General features: G+C 51.4%; 28 protein-coding genes and 1 tRNA gene. 8 read left to right on the forward strand and 21 right to left on the reverse strand.

From position 1 onward, the window contains the following. Positions 1-8 precede the first annotated feature (8 nt). A complete protein-coding gene (locus FW415_RS15850; protein ID WP_148386954.1) occupies positions 9-767 on the reverse strand; it encodes a hypothetical protein in 759 nt (252 codons plus the stop codon). Positions 768-1,208: 441 nt separating this feature from the next. Between FW415_RS15850 and rpmI the strand changes: the two genes are divergently transcribed. Then, entirely contained in the window at positions 1,209-1,406 is a 198-nt protein-coding gene (rpmI, locus tag FW415_RS15855) for a 50S ribosomal protein L35 (protein WP_109700507.1), read from the forward strand. A gap of 39 nt (positions 1,407-1,445) precedes the next feature. Beyond that, positions 1,446-1,790 (forward strand): 50S ribosomal protein L20, encoded by a 345-nt coding sequence (gene rplT / locus FW415_RS15860; RefSeq protein ID WP_146867376.1) that lies wholly within the window; start codon positions 1,446-1,448, stop codon positions 1,788-1,790. Between the two features lie 81 nt (positions 1,791-1,871). On the opposite strand, the gene ispE is transcribed toward rplT, so the two are convergent. From ispE to FW415_RS15880, 4 genes are all read right to left on the reverse strand, one after another. Further along, complete coding sequence (gene ispE / locus FW415_RS15865) at positions 1,872-2,681, reverse strand: 4-(cytidine 5'-diphospho)-2-C-methyl-D-erythritol kinase (protein ID WP_148386956.1); 810 nt, start codon at positions 2,679-2,681, stop codon at positions 1,872-1,874. Positions 2,682-2,686: 5 nt separating this feature from the next. Next, positions 2,687-3,289 carry a bifunctional nuclease family protein gene (locus FW415_RS15870; RefSeq protein ID WP_148386958.1) on the reverse strand — a complete coding sequence of 201 codons (603 nt, stop codon included), beginning with the start codon at positions 3,287-3,289 and terminating at the stop codon, positions 2,687-2,689. Between the two features lie 192 nt (positions 3,290-3,481). Further along, positions 3,482-4,456, reverse strand: a complete 975-nt coding sequence (locus tag FW415_RS15875) for an electron transfer flavoprotein subunit alpha/FixB family protein (protein WP_148386960.1) — start codon at positions 4,454-4,456, stop codon at positions 3,482-3,484. A 141-nt stretch (positions 4,457-4,597) separates the two neighbouring features. Next, positions 4,598-5,341: an electron transfer flavoprotein subunit beta/FixA family protein gene (locus tag FW415_RS15880; protein WP_148386963.1), complete on the reverse strand. Its 744-nt coding sequence runs from the start codon at positions 5,339-5,341 to the stop codon at positions 4,598-4,600. A gap of 105 nt (positions 5,342-5,446) precedes the next feature. Here FW415_RS15880 and FW415_RS15885 point away from each other — a divergent pair, with 105 nt between their 5' ends. Then, positions 5,447-5,761: a hypothetical protein gene (locus FW415_RS15885; protein WP_148386965.1), complete on the forward strand. Its 315-nt coding sequence runs from the start codon at positions 5,447-5,449 to the stop codon at positions 5,759-5,761. 28 nt (positions 5,762-5,789) lie between these two features. Beyond that, the gene (tilS, locus tag FW415_RS15890; RefSeq protein ID WP_148386967.1) at positions 5,790-7,115 is read left to right on the forward strand and encodes a tRNA lysidine(34) synthetase TilS; all 1,326 of its coding nucleotides are present in this window, start codon (positions 5,790-5,792) and stop codon (positions 7,113-7,115) included. On the opposite strand, the gene FW415_RS15895 is transcribed toward tilS, so the two are convergent. Further along, positions 7,101-7,706: a rhomboid family intramembrane serine protease gene (locus FW415_RS15895; protein WP_148386970.1), complete on the reverse strand. Its 606-nt coding sequence runs from the start codon at positions 7,704-7,706 to the stop codon at positions 7,101-7,103. The two genes, tilS and FW415_RS15895, sit on opposite strands and share 15 nt — an antisense overlap. 29 nt (positions 7,707-7,735) lie before the next feature. Continuing rightward, positions 7,736-8,209: a 23S rRNA (pseudouridine(1915)-N(3))-methyltransferase RlmH gene (locus FW415_RS15900; protein ID WP_148386972.1), complete on the reverse strand. Its 474-nt coding sequence runs from the start codon at positions 8,207-8,209 to the stop codon at positions 7,736-7,738. A 127-nt stretch (positions 8,210-8,336) separates the two neighbouring features. On the opposite strand from FW415_RS15900, the gene FW415_RS15905 reads away from it, so the two are divergent. Next, positions 8,337-8,410, forward strand: a tRNA-Arg gene (locus FW415_RS15905). Positions 8,411-8,635: 225 nt separating this feature from the next. On the opposite strand, the gene FW415_RS15910 is transcribed toward FW415_RS15905, so the two are convergent. Further along, the gene (locus FW415_RS15910) at positions 8,636-9,712 is read right to left on the reverse strand and encodes a hypothetical protein (protein WP_148386975.1); all 1,077 of its coding nucleotides are present in this window, start codon (positions 9,710-9,712) and stop codon (positions 8,636-8,638) included. A 64-nt stretch (positions 9,713-9,776) separates the two neighbouring features. Continuing rightward, positions 9,777-10,622, reverse strand: a complete 846-nt coding sequence (locus FW415_RS15915) for a universal stress protein (RefSeq protein WP_148386977.1) — start codon at positions 10,620-10,622, stop codon at positions 9,777-9,779. 247 nt (positions 10,623-10,869) lie between these two features. Here FW415_RS15915 and FW415_RS15920 point away from each other — a divergent pair, with 247 nt between their 5' ends. Further along, positions 10,870-11,778 (forward strand): DNA-3-methyladenine glycosylase, encoded by a 909-nt coding sequence (locus FW415_RS15920; RefSeq protein ID WP_148386979.1) that lies wholly within the window; start codon positions 10,870-10,872, stop codon positions 11,776-11,778. Here the strand turns inward: FW415_RS15920 and FW415_RS15925 are convergent. From FW415_RS15925 to FW415_RS15945, 5 genes are all read right to left on the reverse strand, one after another. Further along, entirely contained in the window at positions 11,736-11,996 is a 261-nt protein-coding gene (locus FW415_RS15925; RefSeq protein ID WP_148386981.1) for an Ada metal-binding domain-containing protein, read from the reverse strand. The genes FW415_RS15920 and FW415_RS15925 overlap by 43 nt on opposite strands. Then, a complete protein-coding gene (locus FW415_RS15930) occupies positions 11,993-12,838 on the reverse strand; it encodes a methylated-DNA--[protein]-cysteine S-methyltransferase (RefSeq protein ID WP_148386983.1) in 846 nt (281 codons plus the stop codon). The genes FW415_RS15925 and FW415_RS15930 overlap by 4 nt, the downstream gene beginning before the upstream one ends. Before the next feature lie 54 nt (positions 12,839-12,892). Next, positions 12,893-13,615: a 2OG-Fe(II) oxygenase gene (locus FW415_RS15935; protein ID WP_148386986.1), complete on the reverse strand. Its 723-nt coding sequence runs from the start codon at positions 13,613-13,615 to the stop codon at positions 12,893-12,895. Between the two features lie 68 nt (positions 13,616-13,683). After that, positions 13,684-15,444, reverse strand: coding sequence for a hypothetical protein (locus FW415_RS15940; protein WP_148386989.1), 1,761 nt, complete (start codon positions 15,442-15,444; stop codon positions 13,684-13,686). A gap of 12 nt (positions 15,445-15,456) precedes the next feature. Continuing rightward, positions 15,457-15,942: a hemerythrin domain-containing protein gene (locus tag FW415_RS15945; protein WP_148386990.1), complete on the reverse strand. Its 486-nt coding sequence runs from the start codon at positions 15,940-15,942 to the stop codon at positions 15,457-15,459. Positions 15,943-16,038: 96 nt separating this feature from the next. Here FW415_RS15945 and FW415_RS15950 point away from each other — a divergent pair, with 96 nt between their 5' ends. After that, a complete protein-coding gene (locus FW415_RS15950; protein WP_168208840.1) occupies positions 16,039-16,455 on the forward strand; it encodes a 6-carboxytetrahydropterin synthase in 417 nt (138 codons plus the stop codon). Positions 16,456-16,483: 28 nt separating this feature from the next. Continuing rightward, positions 16,484-16,936, forward strand: coding sequence for an Rrf2 family transcriptional regulator (locus FW415_RS15955; RefSeq protein ID WP_148386994.1), 453 nt, complete (start codon positions 16,484-16,486; stop codon positions 16,934-16,936). Between the two features lie 3 nt (positions 16,937-16,939). Here the strand turns inward: FW415_RS15955 and FW415_RS15960 are convergent, their stop codons facing one another. The 7 genes from FW415_RS15960 to FW415_RS15990 form a co-directional block, all read right to left on the reverse strand. Next, positions 16,940-17,707, reverse strand: coding sequence for an ABC transporter permease subunit (locus tag FW415_RS15960; protein WP_148386996.1), 768 nt, complete (start codon positions 17,705-17,707; stop codon positions 16,940-16,942). Then, positions 17,701-18,420, reverse strand: a complete 720-nt coding sequence (locus FW415_RS15965) for an ABC transporter ATP-binding protein (protein WP_148386999.1) — start codon at positions 18,418-18,420, stop codon at positions 17,701-17,703. The genes FW415_RS15960 and FW415_RS15965 overlap by 7 nt, the downstream gene beginning before the upstream one ends. Then, positions 18,417-19,640 carry a nitrous oxide reductase family maturation protein NosD gene (locus FW415_RS15970; protein WP_148387001.1) on the reverse strand — a complete coding sequence of 408 codons (1,224 nt, stop codon included), beginning with the start codon at positions 19,638-19,640 and terminating at the stop codon, positions 18,417-18,419. Before FW415_RS15970 ends, FW415_RS15965 begins: the two co-directional genes overlap by 4 nt. After that, entirely contained in the window at positions 19,640-20,053 is a 414-nt protein-coding gene (locus tag FW415_RS15975; protein ID WP_168208841.1) for a nitrous oxide reductase accessory protein NosL, read from the reverse strand. The genes FW415_RS15970 and FW415_RS15975 overlap by 1 nt, the downstream gene beginning before the upstream one ends. Beyond that, positions 19,986-20,636, reverse strand: coding sequence for a hypothetical protein (locus tag FW415_RS15980; protein ID WP_148387005.1), 651 nt, complete (start codon positions 20,634-20,636; stop codon positions 19,986-19,988). The genes FW415_RS15975 and FW415_RS15980 overlap by 68 nt, the downstream gene beginning before the upstream one ends. A gap of 54 nt (positions 20,637-20,690) precedes the next feature. Then, positions 20,691-22,610 carry a Sec-dependent nitrous-oxide reductase gene (gene nosZ, locus FW415_RS15985; RefSeq protein WP_246858766.1) on the reverse strand — a complete coding sequence of 640 codons (1,920 nt, stop codon included), beginning with the start codon at positions 22,608-22,610 and terminating at the stop codon, positions 20,691-20,693. Between the two features lie 90 nt (positions 22,611-22,700). Further along, positions 22,701-23,195 carry a cytochrome c gene (locus FW415_RS15990; protein WP_148387009.1) on the reverse strand — a complete coding sequence of 165 codons (495 nt, stop codon included), beginning with the start codon at positions 23,193-23,195 and terminating at the stop codon, positions 22,701-22,703. Positions 23,196-23,238: the final 43 nt, after the last annotated feature.

The raw sequence follows: 23,238 nt of genomic DNA on the forward strand, positions 1-23,238 counted from the left end.
TAGCGAGTTCAGGTTGATGACCAGGCAGAGAAGTTATATTTCGCGCCCGGGCACAGGTTGTTCACGGGTCTTCTGTAGAAGAGTTTCGGTTCATCGGAGGAGTTGGCGATCAACATACCGCCGTTCCCGTTATCCGTGTGGTCTCCCACGTTATCCCATTCAGGGCGTCCGCCAAGGCGGGAGTTATAATAAATGCTGTAGTCGTTGTCCGCCAGGTTGCCGGAGGAAAGGAAATTATACTCCACAGTTGCCGGCGCTGCCACCTGTCTTCTTGGCCCGCCGGCCACGAAAGTGCCGAATGTTTCCTTGAAGTTGGTGGAAGGGGTAAAGGTACCTTCACATTCATCCATGGAACAATCGTATGCCGTGAATTGCTTTGTTCGGGAATTACTGGTGCGCAGCGTACCGCTCTGCATGTATTCAATGGTCACAGTCACGGTATATTGGCCTTCCTGCAGAACCTCAAAGGTTACCGACTGGCCGTGCGTGGGGCTCATATACCTGAAATCCGGATGGTGCCCACCCGGATAACCCGCCTCCTGGTCATAACGGTGATTGATAATGGTCCCGTCTGGTCTCACAATAGTCCAGTTGACCATTACTTCTCCGGGGGGAGCAGGGTTTGTTTCCTCAAGGAAAGCATGCATGCTGGCGTAGCCGTTCACGCAAACGTCTTTAGGAGCGGTCAGCCTGGCATTTCGTTGCGCCTGTACCGTGGAAATGAGTACAGTGCATAATATGGTTAATAGGAGTAGAAATCTTCTCATTGTCGCAAACATTAGGTGAAACATAGGCAGGGTAACGCGGGGCGTTACACACCTGATGCCTGTGGCATTGTGTAACACATATATATAGGTGTTTGTGAAGATGAGAAGCCTTTCTTATGGCTTGTCAGATTGCAGGTGTAGAGAAACGTTTTCATAGGCTTCGGTTAATTCGGTTCGGTAGATATGGAATAAATCTTCAATAAATCTAAATTAAAATTAATGATAATATGGTTAATCGCAAAAATAGAAAATTTCCCTAAATAGATAAATTGAGCTAATTTGATGTTTATAAAGTATGGGCAATTTGACATTCAAGGAATTAACCGGGTGGAAAAAATGTTAACTTTTTTTTGTTGAGGTTGAAAACAGGGAGATTTTTTTGATACACTTGTGTTATTTATAAAATAATTACCTACCTTTGCAGACCAAATTTGATGTAAGATGCCTAAAGTAAAGACTCATAGCCGTGCGAAGAAGACGTTTACGGTGACCGGAAGCGGAGCCATTAAGCGCCCGAAGGCTTATAAAAGTCACCTGTTGACGAAGAAGTCTAACAAAAGAAAGCGTTCACTGAGAGGAAGTAGCCTGGTAGCTGATGCGAATCTGAACCTGGTGAAGCGTATGCTCGTACTGCGCTGATTATAATCAATTTATTAAACAAGTTTTAAAAAGCATAACATGCCTCGTTCAGTAAACGCAGTTGCGTCAAGAGCCAGAAGAAAAAAGATCTTAAAACAAGCGAAAGGCTTCTACGGTAAACGTAAGAACGTTTATACCGTAGCCAAAAACGTTCTGGAGAAAGGCTTAACCTATAGCTATGTAGGTCGCAAACTGAAGAAAAGGAATTACCGTCAGTTGTGGATCGCCCGTATCAATGCTGCGGCCAGAGCGGAAGGTTTAACTTACTCCGAGTTCATTCACAAGCTGTCAGAAAAGCAGGTTGGCCTTAACAGGAAAGTACTGGCTGATCTGGCCATGAATGAACCTGAAACTTTCAAGAGCCTTGTTGCTTCCGTGAAATAAGAGATGTTCATTTTTAGATAAGTATTAGCCGGTTTCTGTAAGAGGCCGGCTAATTTTTTTTGGTAAAGCAGCTAACCCCGTTCAGGGGATCCGGAAAGCCAGATGCCCTTCACTCCAGGGGATATCAGGGATCTCGTTCTTCGGGTAAATTCCCACCACTGCAGAACCGCTCCCGCTCATGGTGGCATAAACCGCCCCGGCAACATACATTTTTTCCTTTATTTCACTGATGATAGGGTATGCCGCCAGCACCACTTCCTCAAAGTCATTTGTAAGCAGGTCCCGCCAGGAAGCAACATCCTGCCAGTTGATGCTCCGCAGCGGAATATCGGGCCTGCCCGGTGTCAGCTGTCCGAAAGCCCAACCGGTATTGACGTGTATGCCCGGATGCACCAGGAGGAACGAGTATCCTCCCAGGTCCAGCTCCAGCGGTTCCATGATCTCCCCGCGACCGCTGGCGAAGCAGGGCACGTTACGGATAAAGAAGGGGCAATCGCTGCCCAGCCGGGCGGCGTATCGTTCCAGCTGTTCTTCCGTAAGCTGCAGATTGTATTTGCTGTTGAGGAGTTTCAGGGTAAAGGCGCCATCGGCGGAACCACCGCCAAGCCCCGCGCCCGCAGGTATCTGTTTGTGCAGGTGCATGTGGATGGCCGGAATATGAGGGAAATCGGCCTTCAGCAACTGATAGGCTTTTGTACAAAGGTTATCGCCGGCATCGCCGGGTATCTCCATACCGCTTTGGCTGAAGATCATTTCATCGGCGGTGACTACTTCGACCGCATCCTGAAGGGGCAGGGGGTAGAATACCGTTTCCAGGTCATGAAAACCATCCTCCCGCTTGCGCAGAATATGTAAACCGAGGTTGATCTTGCAATTGGGGAAGAGGATCACAAGCGTTATTTACTTTTACGGCTATTGATCTCATCGCGTATGGCGATGGCCCGGATGTAGTCTTCCTGCTCCAGGACTTCCTGCAGCAGCGTGTTCAGCTCATCCAGGTTGAGCGCTTTCAGGTCGTCTTCCACACCCTTTTCATGCTCGGATATGGATGGCGTGCCTGCAGGCTTGCCGACCTTTTTTCCGGCCGGATCGTCCAGCAGAATACCGGCACTGTTCAGAATGTTCTCATAAGTGTAAATAGGGCATCCAAAACGTACAGCCAGCGCCAAGGCGTCTGATGTACGGGAATCTATTTCGATGGTATCTTCGCTGTTTGAACAGATCAGCTTGGAGTAAAAAATCCCTTCCTGTAAATTGCTGATTACGACTTCATGTAAATCAATGCTAAATGCATTCATGAAATTTTTCATGAGATCGTGGGTGAGAGGTCTGCTGGGTTGCATCTTTTCCAGTGCTACTGCTATGGCCTGTGCTTCAAACCCGCCGATTACTATGGGCAAACGCCTTAATCCGTTCACTTCTCCCAACACCACGGCATATGAGTGGGTCTGCGTAATACTGTGCGACAAAGCAACTATTTCCAATTCTATTTTTCTCATACTGTCAATACGCGTTAGCGCTCACGTTTTAATCGGTATAAGATGTGAAGTTAGAAAAATATCCGATATCTAAAAAGCGCTAACAATAGTGAATTACGAATTATTAATTACGAATTACGGATATATTTTTTGCGTATGTATAAATGCTATCCGTAATTCGTAATTACCTGCATGCACTGGCCATTTGTGCGGTCAGGAGATTCCTTTATATTTCTTCACGGCTTCGGTCAGCTTCGGCACTACTTCAAATGCATCGCCAACGATCCCGTAATCCGCTGCCTTGAAAAATGGTGCTTCGGGGTCTTTGTTGATCACTACGATCACCTTGCTGCCGTTTACACCGGCCAGGTGCTGTATGGCTCCCGAGATGCCGATGGCTACGTAGAGATTCGGGCGAACGGTAAAGCCGGTCTGCCCCACATGCTCATGATGCGGCCGCCAGTCGGCATCCGCAACGGGACGGCTGCAGGCGGTTGCCGCTCCGAGGGCATGCGCCAGGTCTTCCACCATGCCCCAGTTCTCCGGGCCTTTCAGGCCACGTCCTCCACTCACCACGATCTCCGCTTCGGTTAACGGTACTTCCCCGCTGACGGTTTCAATTTTGACGGGCTTCACTTTGAAATCGCTGTCGCTGATACTCGCGGAAAAGGCTTCTACCGTAGCGGTACCGCCGGTGTTTTCAAGACTGAAGGTATTGGGAAGAACAGATACGATCTTCTTCGGTGAGGTGATATTCACATTCGCAAAGGCCTTGCCGGAAAAGACGTTCTTTTTCACTACAAAGCCGTTGGCGGTATCCGGCAGCGCGATGGCGCCGGCAACGAGACCGGCTTTCAGCTGTGCGGACAGTTGAGGGGCGATGGCTTTGCCGGAAAAGTTGTGGGAGAAGATGATCACATCAGCATTCTCCGCGGCAGCGGCTTCCGCCACGATCTTCGCGGCAACGCCGGCTTCCAGCTCATTCAGACGGGGATCGGCGGTATGCAGCACTTTCGTTGCGCCATATTGACTAGGGGAGGCCAGCTCATCGGCCGGCACTTCTCCCAGTACCAGCGCGGTGGCGGTGGTGCCCAGTTGTTGCGCTACTTTTGCACCGTATTGTACGGCTTCCAATGCGGATTTCTTTATTTTTCCCTGGAACTGATCGGCAAATATTAAAACAGACATTTTTTTAATTTTTTGAGTTGAGATAAAGGAACCTCAGTTGTTTTGGTTTTAAAGAGCAGGCTCCGTTTTCCGTAAAAGTGACCGGTTTCGATAACCTGGCTGTGGATGATCGCAAAGCATCAGCGCCTGCATCATACCGGCTCAGATCACTTTTGCTTCTTCATGCAGCAGCTTCACCAGCTCTTCCATGTTATCGGCGGGGATCATTTTCACGCCGGCCTTCGCTGGCGGCAGTTCAAAAGAAACAATGCTGGTCAGTGTTTCCGTTTGCACCGGCTCTGTGACTTTCAGGGGTTTTGTACGGGCGGCCATGATGCCGCGCATGTTGGGTATCCGCGCCTCGGCCATTCCTTTCTGGCAGGAGATCACCACCGGCAGGTTAACCTCGCATATCTCCTCGCCGCCTTCGATCTCGCGTTTCAGCGTGGCAGCGCTGCCATTCAGCTCCAGGCTGGAGGCAATGGAAACATAGGGCAGCTCAAGCAATCCCGCTACCATGCCGCCGATGGACGATCCGTTGTAGTCAATTGTTTCTTTACCGGTAAAAATGATATCATAATTTTCCTGCCTGGCATGTGCCGCGATCTGCGATGCAATGAAAAAGCTGTCCTGGCTGTCTGCATTCACCCGAAAAGCTTCATCACCGCCAAGGGCAAGGGCTTTCCTGATCACAGGCTCGGTATCCGCACCGCCTACGGTGATAAGGTGAACAGCCGTGGCACTGCCGCTTTCTTTCAGTTCCAGGGCCTTAACCAGTGCATACCATTCGTCATACGGGTTAATGATAAACTGTACGCCCGCTTCACTGAATTTCGTGTTGTTGTCTGTGAAAGCTATTTTTGCAGTTGTGTCGGGCGTTTTACTGATACATACTAAGATCTTCATATCCGTTAACTGGTTTAATTGAATAATGCAGTATTGGCAAATATATGGGATTTAGCTTTTGCAGCCTCAACCACCGGGCAGGCTTTTAAATTAGAAATAAGTATTATGGATAGAATTGCGCAAATTAAAGCGTTCCTGGAAAACAGTCCGAATGACAGCTTCCTGAAACACGCGCTGGCATTGGAATACATCAAGCAAAAGAATGATATGGCCGCAAAAGAGGTGTTCGAGGACCTGCTCGCTGCAGAGCCGGGATATGTAGGGTCTTACTACCATCTCGGCAAACTGCTGGAACGCAGCGGCGCTACGGCGGAGGCAGTGGCTATCTACGAGAAGGGCATGCTGGTGGCCAGGGAGGCGAAGGACATGCATGCACACAGCGAATTGCAGGCCGCTTTCGAAGACCTGGTTGATGAATAATGGCCGGACAACCAAAACAACAGCTTTAATGATGCATAATCAGCTTCAGTCATATATCAGGCGTGAACAGCTTTTCGACCCTTCCCGGCGTTTATTGCTGGCGGTCAGCGGTGGCCGCGATTCCGTGGTGCTCGCGCATCTCTGTGTTCACGCCGGCCTCAGCATCGGCATTGCGCATTGCAATTTCAGGCTGCGGGGCGTGGAATCCGAAAGGGATGAACAATTTGTGCGGCAGCTCGCCGCCAAATATGACGTGCCGTTCTATACCATGCAATTCGATACTGCTGCGCATGCTGAAACACACCGGCAATCCATCCAGGTAGCTGCGCGTGAACTGCGTTATATGTGGCTGGAGAAGGTGCGGCAGGAGGAGGGATATGATCTCATCGCTACCGCGCATCATATGCAGGACAATGTGGAAACGCTCTGGATGAATATCAGCAAAGGCACCGGGATGGCCGGTCTGCATGGCATATTGCCCAAACAGGGCATGCTGGTGAGACCGCTCCTGTTCGCCACCCGGGAAGATATATCGGCCTATGCGGAGGAACATCGGCTGGAACATGTGGAAGACAGCTCCAATGCAACGGACAAGTACACACGCAATTTTTTTCGGCATCGTGTATTGCCGGTATTGGAAGAGGCCTATCCGCAGGTGGTTAAAAATACCGGCGCATCGATACAGCGCTTCCGCGAAGCGGAGATGCTCTACCGCCAGGCCCTTTCCTTTCACCGGCGCAACCTGCTGGAACAACGGAAGCAGGAATATTTCATTCCGGTGAACAAGCTGAAGAAGGTACAGCCATTACATACGATCGTTTATGAATTGCTGAAACCCTTTCACTGCAGCCCCGCCCAGGCGGCCCAGGTTGTGGAGCTGCTGGACAGTGAGCCGGGCAAATGGGTGGCTACACCGGCCTACCGCATTGTGCGGGACAGGAAATGGCTGATCATCACACCGCTCGAAGCCACAGCATCCACCTTCTTTGTAATCGAAGAAGGGCAGGAGACGGTACAGCTGCCCGGCAAGCAACTGCACATCAAAACCACGACCGGCATTCAGATATCCGATGACTCCTGCATGGCGTATATCGATAAACAGCAGCTGCACTTTCCGCTAATATTGCGCAGATGGAAACAGGGTGATTATTTCTATCCGCTGGGCATGACCAAAAAGAAGAAGCTCAGCCGCTTTTTCATCGACCAGAAATTGTCCCTGCCGGAAAAAGAGAAGGTCTGGGTGCTGGAATCGCAGAAAAAGATCGTCTGGATAGCGGGAATGCGCATAGACAACCGTTTCAGGATCACGCCCGGAACAAAAGAAGTGTTGAAGATCGAATTAAAAGATGCTTAAAAGCTGATTCAGGAACAGTTTACCGAGTTCCGGCTTGAATATCAGCGGATACACCAGTCCAAGTACAGCTCCCCAGAAATGCGCATCGTGATTGATGCCGTCTCCACCGCGCCTGGACATGTACACGGAGTAGGCCAGGAAAAGCACGCCGTAGATGATAGCGGGCAACGGTATGAAAAATACCAGCAAAGTAGACCATGGAGAGAGCAGAATAGCCGAGAATAGTATGGCAGAAACCGCTCCGGAGGCGCCAATGGCCCGGTAGCCGTAAGTGTCTTTATATTTAAAATAGGTGGATATGTCCGGTAGTATCAACCCGAGCAGATATAACAGCACAAAATGCAATTTCCCGCCGAAAATGATGACGAAAGCGGATTCTATCGTTCTGCCAAAGAACCAGAGCGTGAGCATATTAAAAAACAGGTGCATGTAATCCGCATGCACAAACCCCGAGGTCACGAAACGGTAATATTGCTTGCGTTCCCTCACGTAATAAGGCCAGAAGCTCAGTTTGTCGATCTGCTCAGGGCGGTTGAAGGAAGTAACGGATATAAGGCTGGTGATGATGATGATGGCTAAGGTAATGGTCATGCGTTGGTGCTGTTAGTTTGTAAAAATAGTCATTGATGATGATATTTCTCATTGTTCAGTATGGTGTACGCCCGGTACACCTGTTCTGTGACGATGAGCCGCACGAGTTGATGCGGGAAGGTGAGGGCGGAGAGGGACAATTGCAGCTGTGCCCGTTGCAGCACGGCGGCATCGATGCCGAACGCACCGCCGATCAGTATGATCAGCTGGCGTGTGCCGGCATTGGTGCGCTGTTGCAGAAAATCGGCCAGTTGCGGTGTGGTCATCGTTTTCCCTCTTTCGTCGAGCGCCAGCAGATAGTCCTGCGGCTGCAGCATATCCAGTACGATCTTCCCTTCCTGCTTTTTCAGTTCCGGAATGGAAAGACTGGCCGCCTGCTTTACGGTGGGGATCAGCTTTATATTAAAATCGGTGTAGTGCTGTAATCGTTTCTGAAAAATTTGAATACCTTCGTTGATGTAGGCATCATTCTCCTTTCCAATGCTCCAAAGCTGTATTTTCACGGGTCCCGACGGGTTTGATGATCCTTCAAATGTAAATGGAAAAATAAATTTGAGGAAAAAAAAGGGGAAAGATTTGTAGAAATAAAAATTCTCCCTACATTTGCATCCCGTTCAACACAATACCAACGGCTCTGTAGCTCAACTGAATAGAGCATCTGACTACGGATCAGAAGGTTTCAGGTTTGAATCCTGACAGAGTCACAAAAAAACAAAAAGGTCTGGCATCCGCCGGACCTTTTTGTTTTAAAGGAATTCATTCGCATGCGGACAGCTTCGGTGCCGCAAATTTTGTGATGGTGTGCCAGGCAGAACACTATTGCTGACAGAATTTTGGGATCAAGTTAAATCGGGATGCCATACAAATAATTTCCAGCCTATCCCCGCAACTTTTCACCTTGATCCGTTTTTCGACGGACCGCCGGCCGTCTAATATCTCGTCTTCAATACAATATCCCCCAACTCCTTTATTTCCTCCTGGTCCGTGAACACAACCCTTCCGTTACGGGAAGTCACTTCCCAGGCCACATCACTGGCGATATCGTCAACAGCACTTTCTGCAGACGGGTCGCTGATGATATCGAAGGTACGTTCGCCGGTCATTTTTACCGGCTGGGAAAATTCATTGCGGACGATCAGCAGGTCTCCCCGGCCATCTTTTGCGGCACGGTATATTTCCTGCAGATCGGTCAGCACCAGGCCGCCGGATACGGCTTCTTTCATTTCGCTGATCGCAGCTGCCCTTTGTTCTTTCTGTCGGGTCCTGACGATCTCCCAGGCCTGTGATACAATATGGTGAGGGGTGGTATTGTTATAGTTAATGTTCGCATGGCCCTCATAAATACCAGGTTTGTCCGCCACCATCATCAGGTGGCTGTAGTTATTGCCGGTACATATCACAATGCATTTCAGCTGCGTTTCGTGGTGCACTTTTACTACAGCCTTGTCTACCTTGTTGAAATACTGGCGGACGGCATTGTCCACCTGCCTGGCATCGCTTTGTTCATCGTGATGAGTGAGGTAGTACGGACTTGAAGGGAAGGGGAAGTCGTCATTCCTGATCTCTCCGGTAATGGCATCATTCATCGCTTCGTAGAGTGATACGCCGGACTGGGAAAGCAGCAGCACGAGATATTCCGCTACACGGTTAGCCGCTTTTATCAGCGGCCTGACCGCAAATCCCTGCCCGATGTGAACAGCATCTTCATTTACCGGCCATGGGGACCTGATGATCTCCCTGGTGCTTTCTGAAATAAACACATGCAGACTGTCCAGATTGTAATTCACATCTATTTCCGATGGAATGGTTTCGAGCGCCTCCCTGATCTTTTTGATGTCCCGTTTGCCGTATTCCTTCAACAACCTGTTATCCGCTTCCCGGCATAACTGCTGTATCCTGATGGCATCCTGCAAACTGTCGGGATGCGTTCTGTGCGTATTCAGCGAAATGGTGACGCAGGGGTCGCCCTGTATTTGTCCTAATTGCAGTAATTGTTCCCTTATCATGTCCGGTTCGTGATTTTGTATATTTAATTAACAAATATTGAAGCGAATGGTTGCTTTGCGGTATCTATTTCGCGGGAATGGCCAAGAGAGGCACTTTGGTCTGATAGCTCATCCTTTTGGTCTTGCTGGGATGAAATATCCTGTCCCAGAAACTACGCTGGTAGGTGATCATCACCAGCATATCAATTCCATTTTCATCGATATACCGCTGTATCCCTTCCTCAAACTCGGGGCCATAAAGGTTAACAGCAGTGATCTGCTGCGCTTCATATGTCTCGCTCAGCATACTGCCGTAATGTTCCATGTTAAAGCGATGTTCCAGGAATGTGCCGGCTTTGTCATCGTCCTCATCTGTAAATACGGCCACGCGTACACCGGCTTTGTACTGATCCGCCAGTTCAAAAAGAAAATCGAGGACCGCCGGTTCCCTTTCAAACCTGGTGGTGGCCATCATGATGTTTTCCGGTTTTTTCCATTCGTAGCCAAACGGGACCACCATTACGGGTATCTTGCTTTTACCGATGATCGCAGCGGTTTTGCTGCCCCATAGTTTGTCCCCGAAACTGCTGGTGCCGTATGTGCCCATTATAGTGATATCGGCATCAATATCAGCTGCTGTCTTAAGAATGGCTTCATGTACAGAACCTCTGAACAAGGTTGTTTTAACAGCAATACCTTCTGTTTCCAGGATGGCTTTTTTAACCTGTGACAGATGCTCGCCGGCTTCTTCCATGAGCGATTCGCTGAATTCCCGGTTTACGCCCATGTAATCGGTGTATAACCCGCCATCAGCATCGATGGCATGCAACAGAACGATCTCTGCCGGGAAATATTTGGCGGACTGTACGGCAAAATTGGTGGCATTGTTTGCGCAGGTAGAAAAGTCGGTGGGTACTAAAATCGTTTTCATCAGGTTAGATTTTTATGTGATCTTTTGCCCTGACAGCAGGGTGATGTAAAACTGCATTTTTGTGCGCCCGGAAGCGATGACGGTGATCATGACGGCGGATGATTGGCATTCTGCCTGCCACAAAGGTACGATACAACAGGAAAATAGCAGGATCGTCATTCGTACCGGTTCGGGAAAATATGCATTCAGCGCTCCATTTCCGCAATAACCGGGTTGTGCAGTACTATTCAGGCCCTACATTTGCAGGATGAATGCTGTTTTTGATATCCCCGTACAAGCGCCTTTCAGCTTTGCGGAATGCCACTGGTTCCTCAACCGGAATTTTGATGAATGCCTGCACCGTCTTGGCCCGGATCATGTTGTCAAGGCAATTAAGATAGACGGCACTCCTGTGCTGATGGAGGTTTCCGGGGGTGTGGATTGTTTGCGGGTGAAAGTCCTGCAGCCGGCGTGCACACCGGAAATAAAGGAAGCTATTACCAGTTACCTCTGCGTGTGGTTTGACCTGGACAGGGATATCCGGCCTTTTTACGGGCAGTTGAAAAAATATCCGGCGCTGGCTTATATGACAGCAGATTTCAGAGGATTGCGGCTCGTGGGCATACCCGATCTGTTTGAAGCCATCGCCTGGAGCATTATCGGGCAGCAGATCAACCTTAAATTCGCCTACCGGCTTAAACGGCGGATCGTGGAGGCTTACGGGGAGACCGTTGAGCACGATGGCGTCCCGCATTACATCTTTCCTGAAGCGTCCCGCCTCGCGGCTGTACAGCCCGATGATCTCCGGGCGATGCAGTTTTCCGCCAGCAAAGCGCAGTATCTGGTTACCGCGGCCAGGGCTTTTGCCGATGGGCTGGTGAGTAAGGAAATACTATTGCTGCTGCCGGACCATGCCTCCCGGCAGAAAGCGCTCACGGCCATCAAGGGCATTGGTATATGGACGGCCAACTATGCGTTGATGAAAAGCCTCGGTGAACAAAGCAGCATCCCTTTCGGAGATGCCGGCCTGCTGAACGCGCTCCTGCGGCATAACGTGATCGATGATAAAACGGATCAGGCAAAAATGGCGGCATTCTTTCAGCAGTTCCCGGGATGGGAAAGCTACGTGGTATTCTACTGCTGGCGGAGCCTGTCGCGCTCCGATTTCCAGCGTTGATACTGTTCCGGCAGGCAACGGCCGCAGGGGCGGTACCCGGCGTGTATGGCCGCTGCCTCGCTTTCAAAGAACACCCTGTTCTCCTTTTTCATTTTTTTACCGGAGGCACAACGGAGCGTACCATAGATCTTTCCGGGCCGGTGGCCGCCGAAGCGTACTTTTCCGGTGCGGATAAGGTGATGAAGATGATGGGAGGATAGATCATGATGACGGATCATGGCCTTTGTATTCTGCTGGCTTCCCAGCCAATGATCGCCGCTTTGCGGGTTTCTCCCCAATGGTACCCGCCCAGTTCGCCGGATGCCCTGATCACGCGATGGCAGGGGATCAGAAATGCCACCGGGTTGTGGCCCACTGCGGTGCCTACGGCGCGGGAGGCGGCGGGACTGTTGATCTCTCCGGCGATGCCTGCGTACGTGGAAAGACTGCCGGGAGGAATGGCCAGCAGGGTTTCCCAGACCTTCAGCTGAAAGGGAGTGCCTTTCAGATGGAGTTTGATCTCGTGCAGGCGGTCCCAGTCCTGCGTAAAAATGAACAGCGCGTTTTGCTGTATCGTATCCAGCAACTGGGTGTATTGCGCATGGGGAAAACTGGCCTGCAGTTCCCGGAATGCCGCTTCCGGCCCATCATCGGCAAAGGCCATATGGCAGATGCCCTTATATGTGGAGGCAACGATCACGGTGCCGAACGGGCTTTCCGCAAAGCTGTAATTGATGTGCAGCTGCTCGCCGCCGTTCTTGTATTCTCCGGGTGTCATCCCTTCCATCCTGATAAAAAGGTCGTGCAGGCGGCCGGTGCCGGACAGGCCGGTTTCGTGGGCGGTATCAAACAGCGTGGCGGAGGATTTCAGCATTCCCTTTGCATGTTCGAGGCTCAGATATTGCAGGAACTGCTTTGGCGTAACGCCTGCCCATTCCCTGAACATCCGCTGAAAATGAAAGACGCTCAGGTGCACATGTTCGGCCGCTTCCTCCAGGCTTGGCTGAAGTTTGAAATGCGCCCGGTAATAGGCAATTGCGTCTGCTATGCGTTTATAGTTGATGGCTTGTTGTGTTTCCATGATGGTTAAAGTTAAGAAGGTTCTGTTTGCCGGAAAACCCGGTTCTTGCTGTCATTATCCGGCGTCGTGGAAGATCACGCCCAGGGTATAGCGATTGCCGCTATGCAAGGGGCTTACACCGTGTTTCATGTTCACCCTGTAGTATCCTCTGCTGCCTTTTACCGGCCGGAAACTGGTGGTGAACAGCAGCATGCTCCCGCGCGGGGGCTGCAGCACATTGGCTTTGGATTGTGCCCGCGGGATGTTCTCCGTCAGCACGAACTCCCCGCCGGTATAATCTTCTCCCGGCTGGTTCAGGAACAGCACCAGCTGCAGCGGAAAGAAAATATCGCCGTACAGGTCCTGATGCAGGGTATTGAAACCACCCTCGCCATATTGCAGGATCAGTACCGTTGGTTTCGTTTGCCCGTTGGCGTGGCACAGGGCCTTCAGCTCCGCGTGCGTGGCCGGGAAGTGTTTGCCGGTATTTAATACTTCCATCCATTTGTTGGCAACGGGAGCGAGGTGCGGGTACACGGTTTCGCGGATGGCGGTAATCATATCCGGCAGCGGGTACTGAAAGTATTTGTATTCCCCCAGGCCGAAACGGTACCGTTCCATCACAATGGTTTTCCGGTAGGTATCGTCTGCCTGGTAGGCTGCGATCAGCGATGCACATTCATCGGGACTGAGTACATCTGTTACGGTCGCATAACCTCTGGCATGCAGATCTTCCGATACGGCTGACCAGTTTTTGCTATTCAGCCGGTCTGTAATGCCTGTTAGTAGTGTTGTCATGATCAGATCATTTTACAACACAAAACTAACAGGCTGTGTGACGTTAGAAAACCCGGTTCTTGCGCTTTTCAGCACATGGCCCTGATCTGTGCTTCCGCTTCATCCAGCATATCCGGGAAACGCTTGTCCGGGATGATGCCTTCCTGGTGCAAACCGCGGTAGTAGGATATGCCTTCCAGCAGATTTGTGCAGAAGGCGGTATGGGATTTTTGTGTTTGAGCAGTGGGAACGGCTGCCTGTCGCTGTTCATTCAGGTATTGAATATATAACCGCAGCTCTGCAATGAACATATGCGGCCGCTGCGTATCTGTAATGACGCTGGCCCTGCCGTATATGTGGTCGGTCATCTGTTGCAGGGATACGGCTTTGTTGAAATACGCAATGTTGGGCCCCGGGCAAATGGTGACTGCCCGCTGGTTTTTCACCATTGTTGTGTTGTACGCTATTGCGGCGGAATTGCTGAGCCCGGTGCAGAGGCATTCCTTATCCAGGACAGTATTCATCTGCTTCCGGTATTCCGGTTCCGGCAGGTTGCTGCTTTTGAGTTGCGCGATCTTCAGGCGCTGATATTGTATGGATGCGGTGCAGATGGGTTGCGCTGTGAATTCGGTGTTGAACGACAGGTGTTTTTCCGTGCAGGGGCTGCCGGGTTTCCCGCTCCGGATGCGCTGCAGGCGCTCCGCTTCTCCGCTAAGCCCTTTCAGGTAATGGAACCTTACGCCCATAGGAGATTGGTGGCTGAGCACAACATCATCCTTTTGCGCGGCGCAGAGATGTTGCAGTGTTTCCGCATCCACAGTGGTGGCTTCCGGTACCAGCAGGAACGGTGTGCCCCAGCCGGTGCTGTCCAGCTCATAATAGGTATGCAGTAAGCGATCTTCCGCCGCCGTGCCGATCCCGCCTTGAGCGGAAATTTTCAATGGGGGAGGCGTTGCGGGAACGGTAGCGCCCCTTTTGGCGAGAGCGCCGCTGTAAAGTTCAAACAGGGTGTTGATCAGTTCCTGTTTCATGATCCTGAATTCCTCCAGTATCGGCCCCATCAGGTAACCATCAGTGGCAAATGCATGCCCGCCGCAATTCAATCCGGATTCTACACGGAATTCACTCACCCAGATGCCTTTCTTCGCCAGGTATTTGCCTTGTATGAGCGCGGAGCGGTAATCGCTTACTTTGATAACGATCTTTTTGTTGAACTGTCCCTGTTCATCTGCATCGAACTGCCGGCATTTTTCCAGGTAGTTGTAGAGGCGCGGGTTCATTCCGGCAGAGAAAATGATGGACGAACCGGTGAGATCGCTGTTGGCATATCCCCGCAAAGCCGCTACGGCATCCGAGCCATCTTCCAGTACGGCGCCATCCTTTCCGTAATGCTGCCTGTCCGTCTTGGTCATAATATTCACGTCAATGCTACCGGCTTGTATGCTTTCGCGCAATTTCTTTTCGATGGAAGCCCGGTTGGTGTTATCCTCCGATCCCACCAGCTGCAGATACAGTTGTTTTGCCAGGTTGTCCTCCGGCAGCATCTCGAAATATTTTACGATCTCCGAACCTGCTTCAAATGCCGCATGCCGCAGCTTTTCCATTTGCTCCTGTACGATCCTGTTCACCAGGTTCAGGTAATCTGTGATCCTTTTTGCGCGGTAATCGTCCTCTTTGGACGAAATGGGTAAATAAGGTTCATTGCGCTGGCGGTAATAATGACTTCGCATCATCTCTATCAACCGGTCCTCGATAATTGAAATAACAGATGAAATGCCGAAACGCGCCACCTTGATGGGGCTGTCGATCGTGTAAGCCAGTCCCATGACCGGGATATGAAATGTGTGCATCGTATAAAACGTTTATTTCTTTTTCCAGAAAACATCCTCCCACTGCCCATCCAGTTCCGGCCCGCGGTTCCGCGCCCTGGCGGCTGCCAGTTCCAGGTCTGAAGCGGACAGGGTTTGCTGGAGGTGATGGAACAAGGTCCTTTCCTCGAACCGGATATGCTCCCGCAGCGTATCCGCGAACGCCTTGAGCATAGCAGTATCATCCGGGTGTTTCCGGATGCCCGCAGCCAGCTCCCGGAGCGTATGATGATCGGCTTCGGCTGATTTCCGCAGCGCATCGTCCGCCGGAAGTTTGCCAAAAAGCAGTTCTTCCTCTTCCCGGAAATGCGGCTCCAGGTCCCGTTCAAAAAAGAAAAGCACATACCTGCTGATACGCCCGGGGGCAACGTTGTACCGCAGGCCTTCACCGATCTTCCAGACCAGTAAAAGACCGAAGTGATGGTCTCCGGAAATGGCCTGTAGAGAAGGATGCCGTTTGATGGGTGTATGTTGTTCCATGACAAGTGAGTGTTAAAGATGTAAAATTAGGATAAAAGGATGTATTTATCTTTATTTATATTAGCTTTGTTATAAATCGCAAATAGAATGCTTCAGGTGACAAAGATCTTTCGCTTTGAAACGGCGCACGCCCTTTATGGATATGCAGGCAGCTGTCGTTTTATACACGGTCATTCCTATGTATTGCACGTCACGGTCAGGTCCACGCAGCAGGAGGATGTTTACCTTCCTGCCCCGGGCATACTGCTGGATTTCAAGGAGCTCAAAAAGCTGGTGCAGGAAACGGTGATCACGCATCTGGACCATCAGCTTGTGCTTTCCAGCGCTTATGTGGATGCAAATCCGGGCATGGCGCAGGAAGATAATCTGCTGGTGATGGAAGCGGAGCCATCCGCCGAAAATCTCCTCCTCTTTATCCGGAACGCCATCCGCGGAAAGCTGCCTGCGGGTACTGAACTGGCCGGATTGAAGCTGTTCGAGACACAGGACTCCTTTGCGGAATGGGTTTTATGATTATTTTGCAGGCAAATCAACGATACATATGCTTTCGAAATCTGCGGAATATGCGCTTCGGGCCACCATTTACATTGCATTGAAAGGCTCGGTGGACAACAAGCTGGGAATTGACGAGATCTCCTCGGCCATTGACTCACCGCAGTACTTCACCGCCAAGATCATGCAATTGCTCACGAAGAACAACCGTGTGGTAAGCTCCGTACGCGGCCCCAACGGCGGCTTTTACCTGACGGATGCTGCCCGTAAACTGCCGGTGCGCGTTGTGCTGGAAGCTGTGGGAGAAGACGGCATCATCACCAAATGCGTGCTCGGCCTGAAGGAGTGCTCTGAAAGCAGACCCTGCCCCATGCATGAACAGTATCGCTCCATCAAGGTACAGCTGCGGCAGATGTTTGACAAAACAACCATACAGGACCTGGCGAATGAAACCGGCAAAGGCAAGCTGGTGATCAATAACCAGCTCGTCAAAAAGAAATGACTGTCAAAGATCTTTTCTCCTGAAAATCCGGACGGACAGCAACAAAGGCACCGCCACCCAGCTGATCATGCAGATGATGGCATAAATGCTGCCGCTGGCAGATCCGAGGAATTGCTTGAACAAAGCCCCTGAATACCCCATCAATACCGCCACATCAAGCTGCAACAGCATCAACACCCGCCCGAGATCTACCGGGTTGAAGCTCATGATGCCTACCAGCGCCTTGTCTATCGGATATTCACTGAAAGCATAGATGAAGGTCATCATCAGGCCATCAAATAACAGCGTGAAAAACAGCGAAACAATGATGGCTGCGCCGATGCCTCTCGTCTTGTCTTTGGACAGCACAAATATCAGCAAGGCTATCGCTGTAAAAATGAAGGTGAGCAATACGCCCGTCAGTATCAGCATCAGGGAGGCTGCGCCCGGCACCATGATCAGCAAAGGCATGCCAACACCTCCGGCAAACGCAGCGGCAAGCGAAAGCGCCATGCCGGCGTATTCCGAGAGGAGGATGCTGGCCCGCTTCACCGGTTGGGACAACAGGAGCTCAATGAACTCCAGCGAATTGAAAAAATAGATCGTGGCAAAGAGGGTAGTGATGATCGGCACAAACAGCAATGTGATATTCAACAGGCTCAGCAGCCCTTTTGTACTGTTGCCGTCAAGGCTCAGGAGGCTGAACGACAGGATGGCCAGCACCACCGAGTATATCAAAACAGACCTGTTTTTCAGCAGGTCAAGCAGCACGTATTTACTTAAGGTCAGCATATCACGGGTTTTTGTTCCTGCAGGATGTTGGCAATTACTTTGTTCAGTTTTCTTTCCCCGGTCCATTCCTGCAGGCGTTCCACAGATTCATGGAAAAGCAGCCTGCCATCCTGCAGGTAAATGATATGGCTGATCAGCCCGTCGAGGTCGCTCAGCACATGGGAGGTGATCAGCACCAGTTTCCCGTTGGCACATTCGGCAGCGATCTTGTCTTTCAGCAGCTCATTGGCCACAGGGTCAAGCCCGGCGGTGGGTTCGTCCAGTATGTAGATATCCGGTGAGAACAGGAAGGCCAGGCAGGCGCTGACCTTTTGCCGGGTGCCGCCGGAGAGGGTACGCATTTTCTTGTGTTTGATCCGGTTGAGCCCGAAACTGAAATACAGTTCTTCATCGCAGGCGGCTGGCGCTTTACGGATATCGCGGATCATGTGGATCACCTGTTCGATGGTCATATTGTCCGGATACCGGCCTATTTGCGGCATATACCCGATATTGGCGCGATAATGCTCGTCCTCCCGGATGATCTGCCCGTTGATGGCGATGCTGCCTTTTTCCGGCACAACCAGGCCAAGGATGGATTTGATCAGCGTTGTTTTCCCGGAGCCGTTGGGGCCCAGCAACGATACGGCCTGCCCCTTTTCCAGGCGGAGATCGATATTGTCCAGCGCCTTGAACCGGCCGAATGACTTGGTAAGTTTTTCTATACGGATCATAAGTTCCATTTTCTTGTTCTTGGACGATCATCCCTGAGCTGGTCCGGGATGATGGTAGGCATCATTTTTTCCGCCTGGTCCATAATATTGGTCAGAAAGCTCCGGTACAGGATCATGGCCGCCGGTACCCGCTCGGAGAGGACGGAATAGAGGCTGACCGGGTAATAGGGCACATCGCCTGTTCCGTCCCGGTCCAGATCATATCCATCGTATTTGTCCCAGTAGTTTCCTTTGTAAGTGTTCAGCATCATGGTGCCATTGGTAGCCACATCAAACGAGTTGTCAAGAAAATTGTTCCCTTCGATCACATTGGCTTCGCAGCTGGCTTGTACGCGCATGGCCCATCCGTTCGACGAAAATTCGTTTCCGCTGATGTGTATCCGGTTGCTGCCTTCCATGAAGATCCCGATAGTGTTTTTGACAAAGCGGTTGGAATCGATACGGCTGTCCGATATCTCTTTCAGGAGAATGCCGTAGGAGGCATCTCCCCAGTTATGATAAAAGGTATTCCTGTGCATGGTCACGCCTTTGGTGTACATCACGGCAACGCCCGCACCGTTGTTGCGAAAGGTATTATAGCTGTAGGTATCGTTATGGGAAAACATGAAATGGAGGCCGTACCGGATATTGTTATGAGAGATGTTCCGGAGGATGGAGGAGCCGGTAACGAACTCGAAATAGATGCCATCCCGGTGGCCGGAGATCGTATTGCCGGCGATCAGGAGGCTGTCGCATTTCCAGGCATGGACGCCGTTGCCGGATTGCAGTTCATCGGTTGTCACGGCTTTGATGTAGTTGCCGGTGATGATGCAGTGCCTGCTGTTCTCCAGGTACACGGCGTAGGTGGTGTACAGGAACCGGCAATCGCGGATGACGGACCCGCGGCTGTTCTGCAGCCTGATCCCCGCCATGTCCACCATACTGCTGCGCCCGGTGTGCTGCACGGTGATGCCCTGTATGCGGACGTTTGAAGCGGTGATGATGAATACCTGGTGGCGTTTTTCCCCGTCGAATACCGGGTATTGAAGCCCGATGATGGTGAGGGGTTTGCGGACGATGATGTCATGCTGCCGGTAAAGCCCCGGCGCGAGCAGGATGGTATCACCGGGCCGTGCGCTGTCAAGGACGCCTTGCAGCGGTCTTGATGGCCCCGTTGTTACAACGGTAGCGCCGGCAGCTGCGGGGAGCAATAAACTTAGCAGGATGGCTCTGAACAGCATTACGGTAAAGTTTCCCAGGTGAGCAATTCGAGTTGCAGGCTGTCCTGCAGTCCCTTCGCATCGTCTTTCCCGGCGAAAGCGGTGATATTTCCGCTCATCGGGCTTTTAAAGGAAGGATGATGAAGATACACGGCCGTGGCGGCGTTGAGCGGTTGCTCCCCTTTCTCCCGGTAGGCATTGACGAATATCATACTGCCGGGTATTTCCGCGGTGAATGCACGGAGGCAGCTGATATCATCGAATTTGAACACCTTGCCCTTCGGGTTGACGATCTCGGCGGCGAACCGTTTGTCTATGATGGTCATCTTGCAATGTGCGCAGGCATCTTTGCCATAAACGATCGGCTCAAACGCCCTGTTGCATGCGCTTGTCATGCCGGCGAGAAGCAGGAGACTGCCCAAAAGGATTTTCATGAAGCTGTTTTTTTGCGCGCCTCCATTCATAAATGGATACGCTGGTGAGTAATATGGCTGCGGTGATAAAAAGCCAGCCGCCGATATCCGGCTGGGAGAGGGCCTCAAAATTCAGCATCTTCTTGTAACCGATGAACGGCGGCTGATAGGCCATGCCCGGCACCTTGATCGGTGCGGTGGGATCGAGGTTATGCCCGTAATCATACTCCCATTTCCAGAAGTCGTACATGGACAGGGTGGCGATGGCCAGCAAAGCACCCGTCCAGATATAGTATGCCCGGCGGCGCCCTTTGATGAGCACAACGAGGCCAAAGATGCAGAATGCAGCCAGAACGATGGGCAGGTACACGAATTCCCGGAAGTCCTCTTTGTGAATGGTCTTCATACCGATGTAGTGGTTCAGGCCATTGATGACATCCACATCGCCCTTTACGTCATTTATCCATATTTGCATGAAGATGCCTTCCGGGTATTGCGGAGCTGCCAGGTCTATCCGCCACATGGGCACGAACCAGAGGGCGGCAATGCAGCCTATGGCAATGAAAACGCTGATCCTGGCAAACTTGCTTAATTTGTTATTCATGACAGATGCAAAAAATGAGGCAGTACATCGCGGAGGTACTGCCCCGGTGTAAAATCATCTTGCTGCTACGGGAGCTGCCGCTTCCTCTTCGCCCGTGCCCCATTTCAGGGGAACGTTGCTGCCTTTGGGAGATACTCTCAGGTAACCCTGCATCTCCTGGTGAAGCGCGGAACAGAAGTCCGTGCAGTAGAAGGGATATATTCCCGGTTTTACCGGAACGAACTTCAGGGTATTTGTTTCCCCGGGCATGATCAGCAACTCCGCATTCGGCGCATGTTTGATGGCGAACCCGTGCGGTATGTCCCAGTCCTGCTCCAGGTTGGTCACATGGAAGTACACTTCGTCACCCACCTGGATGCCTTCTATATTATCCGGTGTAAGGTGTGATCTGATGGCTGTCATATACACATGCACAACATTTCCTTCGCGTACTACCTTTGTGGCTTTTTCTCCAAGTGAAACGTAAGGATGTTTGTTCTTGTTGATGTCGAAGAACTTGACGCTTTGCTCCCTGATCTTTTCCGCCGGAATGGCCTGGGCGTAGTGTGGTTCGCCGATGGTGGGGAAATCCAGCAGTAGTTGCATCTTGTCCCCGTCGATGGAATAGAGCTGCGCGCTTTGTGCCAGTTCCGGTCCTGTTGGCAGATAGCGGTCTTTGGTGATCTTGTTGTAAGCCACTACATATTTTCCGTAGGGCTTTTTTGTGTCGCCGCCCGGCACCATGAGGTGGCCGATAGAGTAGTAGGTGGGAACGCGATCCAGCACTTTCAGGTCTTTCACGCTCCATTTCACGATCTCGGACGATACGAAGAAGGAGGTGTAGGCGTTGCCCTTTCCGTCAAATTCCGTATGCAAAGGCCCAAGCCCCGGCTTCTGGACTTCACCATGCAGCGCTGCTTCGTATTTGACAACGGGGATGCCGTTGTATTCGCCTTCGAACGCTTTATCGTCAATGGCTTTGATCAGTTTCTGGTAAGAGAACACGGGGATCAGGGCGGCCAGTTTCCCGCTGCCTACGATGAACTCGCCGGAGGGATCTACGTCACAGCCGTGGGGAGATTTCGGGCAGGGGATGAGGTACACCATGTCTTTCAGCTCTTCGGGGTCCAGCGTCAGCACTTCTTTGATGATACGGGAAGTGGCGCTGTGCGTTTCTTCATCATATACATTGTGGTAATATTCCACAGGCATTTTTTTGCCTTTTCCGGCCTTGATGTATTCCTCCGCTTTTTTCCAGTTAACGGCAACGATGAAGTCTTTGTCCTTTTGGGAGGCATTCACTTCCAGCAGCGTGCTGGCCTGTTCCGTATTATAGGTGGAGAAGAAGAACCAGCCGTGGGAAGGCCCTTTTCCCGCGCGGCTCAGATCGAGGTCCATGCCCGGCAGGATGATCTGGAAGCTGACGCTCATATGCCCGGTATTTTTATCCACGCTGATGAACGAAGCGGTACTTTTGAAGTTCTTTTTAAAGGAGGCATTGTCCAGCGGTGATTCCTGGTTGCCTACCGGTATGGCGAAGCGTGTGCCGGCGATCACATATTCCGTGTTCTCCGTAATAAAAGGGGAGGAGTGGTTGCCGCCGCTGTTGGGCAGCTCTATGATCTCCGCGGTTTTGAATGTTTTCAGGTCGATGCGGCCAACGCGGGGCGTATTGTTGGCATTGGCGAAGAGCCAGCGGCCGTCATGCTCGCCATTGGTCTGCGAGAGGGCGAGGTGGTGCTGATCGTCCCAGGGCACAAAACCGTAGGAGGTCTGCAACATCGGTTTGGTCTCTTCGTTGAAACCATACCCGTTTTCAGGATGCACGGAGAATACCGGGATGAGTTTCAGAAGCCGCCCGGACGGAAGGCCATATACGGATACCTGTCCGTTAAAGCCGCCGGAAACAAAGTTGTACAGTTCGTCATACTTGCCCGGGGCAACGTACGTCTTCGCTGCGGCGTCTCCGCTGACAGCAGATTCCGTACTTTTCATTTTGCAGCTTTGTATGGCAAGAGCACTGGTTACTGCCAGTAAAAGGATCGAGATTTTCATTTGAGTGAAGATTAAGAGAGATAAATATGATTAGTTCTTTCCATCATTTTTGCGCATAAATTCCAGTACGGCCCTTGCTTCCTCATCGGTCAGGTTCTGGTTAGGCATCCTTACCATACATAGCTCCAGCATGGCTTGCGCTTCGGAGTCCTTTTCCAGCATCTCGTCCACATTGGTGATAAAATTCATGATCCATTCCGGTGTTCTCCGGTCTGTTACGCCCTTCCAGCCCGGGCCAACCAGTTTCTGGTCTGTCAGCTTGTGGCAGGACATACATTTGACATCGGAGATCTCACGGCCTTTGACGACCATGGCTTCATCCAGCGGATGGGTAAGCGGAACGTCCCTGAACTTGCCGATGCCTTTGGGATCAGCATTGTCGGTTTTGCCGGCAACAAGACTGTTGTCTGCCGGGGCCTCTGCCGAGGATGTTTCCTGGCCCGATCCTTCCTGGTTGCCGCCGCAGCCTGCCAGTGCCAGCAGCGCTGCAAGGGAAAAAATGAGGAGATATCTGAGATTCATCATAAAAGATTTGACAAGTGAATTATTGGTTCAAAGTTCGCCGGTG

Origin of the sequence: Chitinophaga sp. XS-30 (assembly GCF_008086345.1) — a bacterium.
Lineage (GTDB): Bacteria > Bacteroidota > Bacteroidia > Chitinophagales > Chitinophagaceae > Chitinophaga.

What these genes read in the sequence shown, in the direction of transcription:
- FW415_RS15960 (WP_148386996.1), bottom strand. Translation starts at nt 17,707, where the DNA reads ATGCTGACCTTAAGTAAATACGTGCTGCTTGACCTGCTGAAAAACAGG.
- FW415_RS15990 (WP_148387009.1), bottom strand. Translation starts at nt 23,195, where the DNA reads ATGATGAATCTCAGATATCTCCTCATTTTTTCCCTTGCAGCGCTGCTG.
- FW415_RS15880 (WP_148386963.1), bottom strand. Translation starts at nt 5,341, where the DNA reads ATGAAGATCTTAGTATGTATCAGTAAAACGCCCGACACAACTGCAAAA.
- FW415_RS15945 (WP_148386990.1), bottom strand. Translation starts at nt 15,942, where the DNA reads ATGGAACAACATACACCCATCAAACGGCATCCTTCTCTACAGGCCATT.
- FW415_RS15940 (WP_148386989.1), bottom strand. Translation starts at nt 15,444, where the DNA reads ATGCACACATTTCATATCCCGGTCATGGGACTGGCTTACACGATCGAC.
- FW415_RS15915 (WP_148386977.1), bottom strand. Translation starts at nt 10,622, where the DNA reads ATGAAAACGATTTTAGTACCCACCGACTTTTCTACCTGCGCAAACAAT.
- rpmI (WP_109700507.1), top strand. Translation starts at nt 1,209, where the DNA reads ATGCCTAAAGTAAAGACTCATAGCCGTGCGAAGAAGACGTTTACGGTG.
- tilS (WP_148386967.1), top strand. Translation starts at nt 5,790, where the DNA reads ATGATGCATAATCAGCTTCAGTCATATATCAGGCGTGAACAGCTTTTC.
- FW415_RS15895 (WP_148386970.1), bottom strand. Translation starts at nt 7,706, where the DNA reads ATGACCATTACCTTAGCCATCATCATCATCACCAGCCTTATATCCGTT.
- FW415_RS15920 (WP_148386979.1), top strand. Translation starts at nt 10,870, where the DNA reads ATGAATGCTGTTTTTGATATCCCCGTACAAGCGCCTTTCAGCTTTGCG.
- FW415_RS15980 (WP_148387005.1), bottom strand. Translation starts at nt 20,636, where the DNA reads ATGAATAACAAATTAAGCAAGTTTGCCAGGATCAGCGTTTTCATTGCC.
- rplT (WP_146867376.1), top strand. Translation starts at nt 1,446, where the DNA reads ATGCCTCGTTCAGTAAACGCAGTTGCGTCAAGAGCCAGAAGAAAAAAG.
- FW415_RS15885 (WP_148386965.1), top strand. Translation starts at nt 5,447, where the DNA reads ATGGATAGAATTGCGCAAATTAAAGCGTTCCTGGAAAACAGTCCGAAT.
- nosZ (WP_246858766.1), bottom strand. Translation starts at nt 22,610, where the DNA reads ATGAAAAGTACGGAATCTGCTGTCAGCGGAGACGCCGCAGCGAAGACG.
- FW415_RS15850 (WP_148386954.1), bottom strand. Translation starts at nt 767, where the DNA reads ATGAGAAGATTTCTACTCCTATTAACCATATTATGCACTGTACTCATT.
- FW415_RS15910 (WP_148386975.1), bottom strand. Translation starts at nt 9,712, where the DNA reads ATGATAAGGGAACAATTACTGCAATTAGGACAAATACAGGGCGACCCC.
- FW415_RS15975 (WP_168208841.1), bottom strand. Translation starts at nt 20,053, where the DNA reads ATGAAAATCCTTTTGGGCAGTCTCCTGCTTCTCGCCGGCATGACAAGC.
- FW415_RS15870 (WP_148386958.1), bottom strand. Translation starts at nt 3,289, where the DNA reads ATGAGAAAAATAGAATTGGAAATAGTTGCTTTGTCGCACAGTATTACG.
- FW415_RS15925 (WP_148386981.1), bottom strand. Translation starts at nt 11,996, where the DNA reads ATGATCCGTCATCATGATCTATCCTCCCATCATCTTCATCACCTTATC.
- FW415_RS15955 (WP_148386994.1), top strand. Translation starts at nt 16,484, where the DNA reads ATGCTTTCGAAATCTGCGGAATATGCGCTTCGGGCCACCATTTACATT.
- FW415_RS15935 (WP_148386986.1), bottom strand. Translation starts at nt 13,615, where the DNA reads ATGACAACACTACTAACAGGCATTACAGACCGGCTGAATAGCAAAAAC.
- FW415_RS15970 (WP_148387001.1), bottom strand. Translation starts at nt 19,640, where the DNA reads ATGCTGTTCAGAGCCATCCTGCTAAGTTTATTGCTCCCCGCAGCTGCC.
- FW415_RS15965 (WP_148386999.1), bottom strand. Translation starts at nt 18,420, where the DNA reads ATGATCCGTATAGAAAAACTTACCAAGTCATTCGGCCGGTTCAAGGCG.
- FW415_RS15930 (WP_148386983.1), bottom strand. Translation starts at nt 12,838, where the DNA reads ATGGAAACACAACAAGCCATCAACTATAAACGCATAGCAGACGCAATT.
- FW415_RS15875 (WP_148386960.1), bottom strand. Translation starts at nt 4,456, where the DNA reads ATGTCTGTTTTAATATTTGCCGATCAGTTCCAGGGAAAAATAAAGAAA.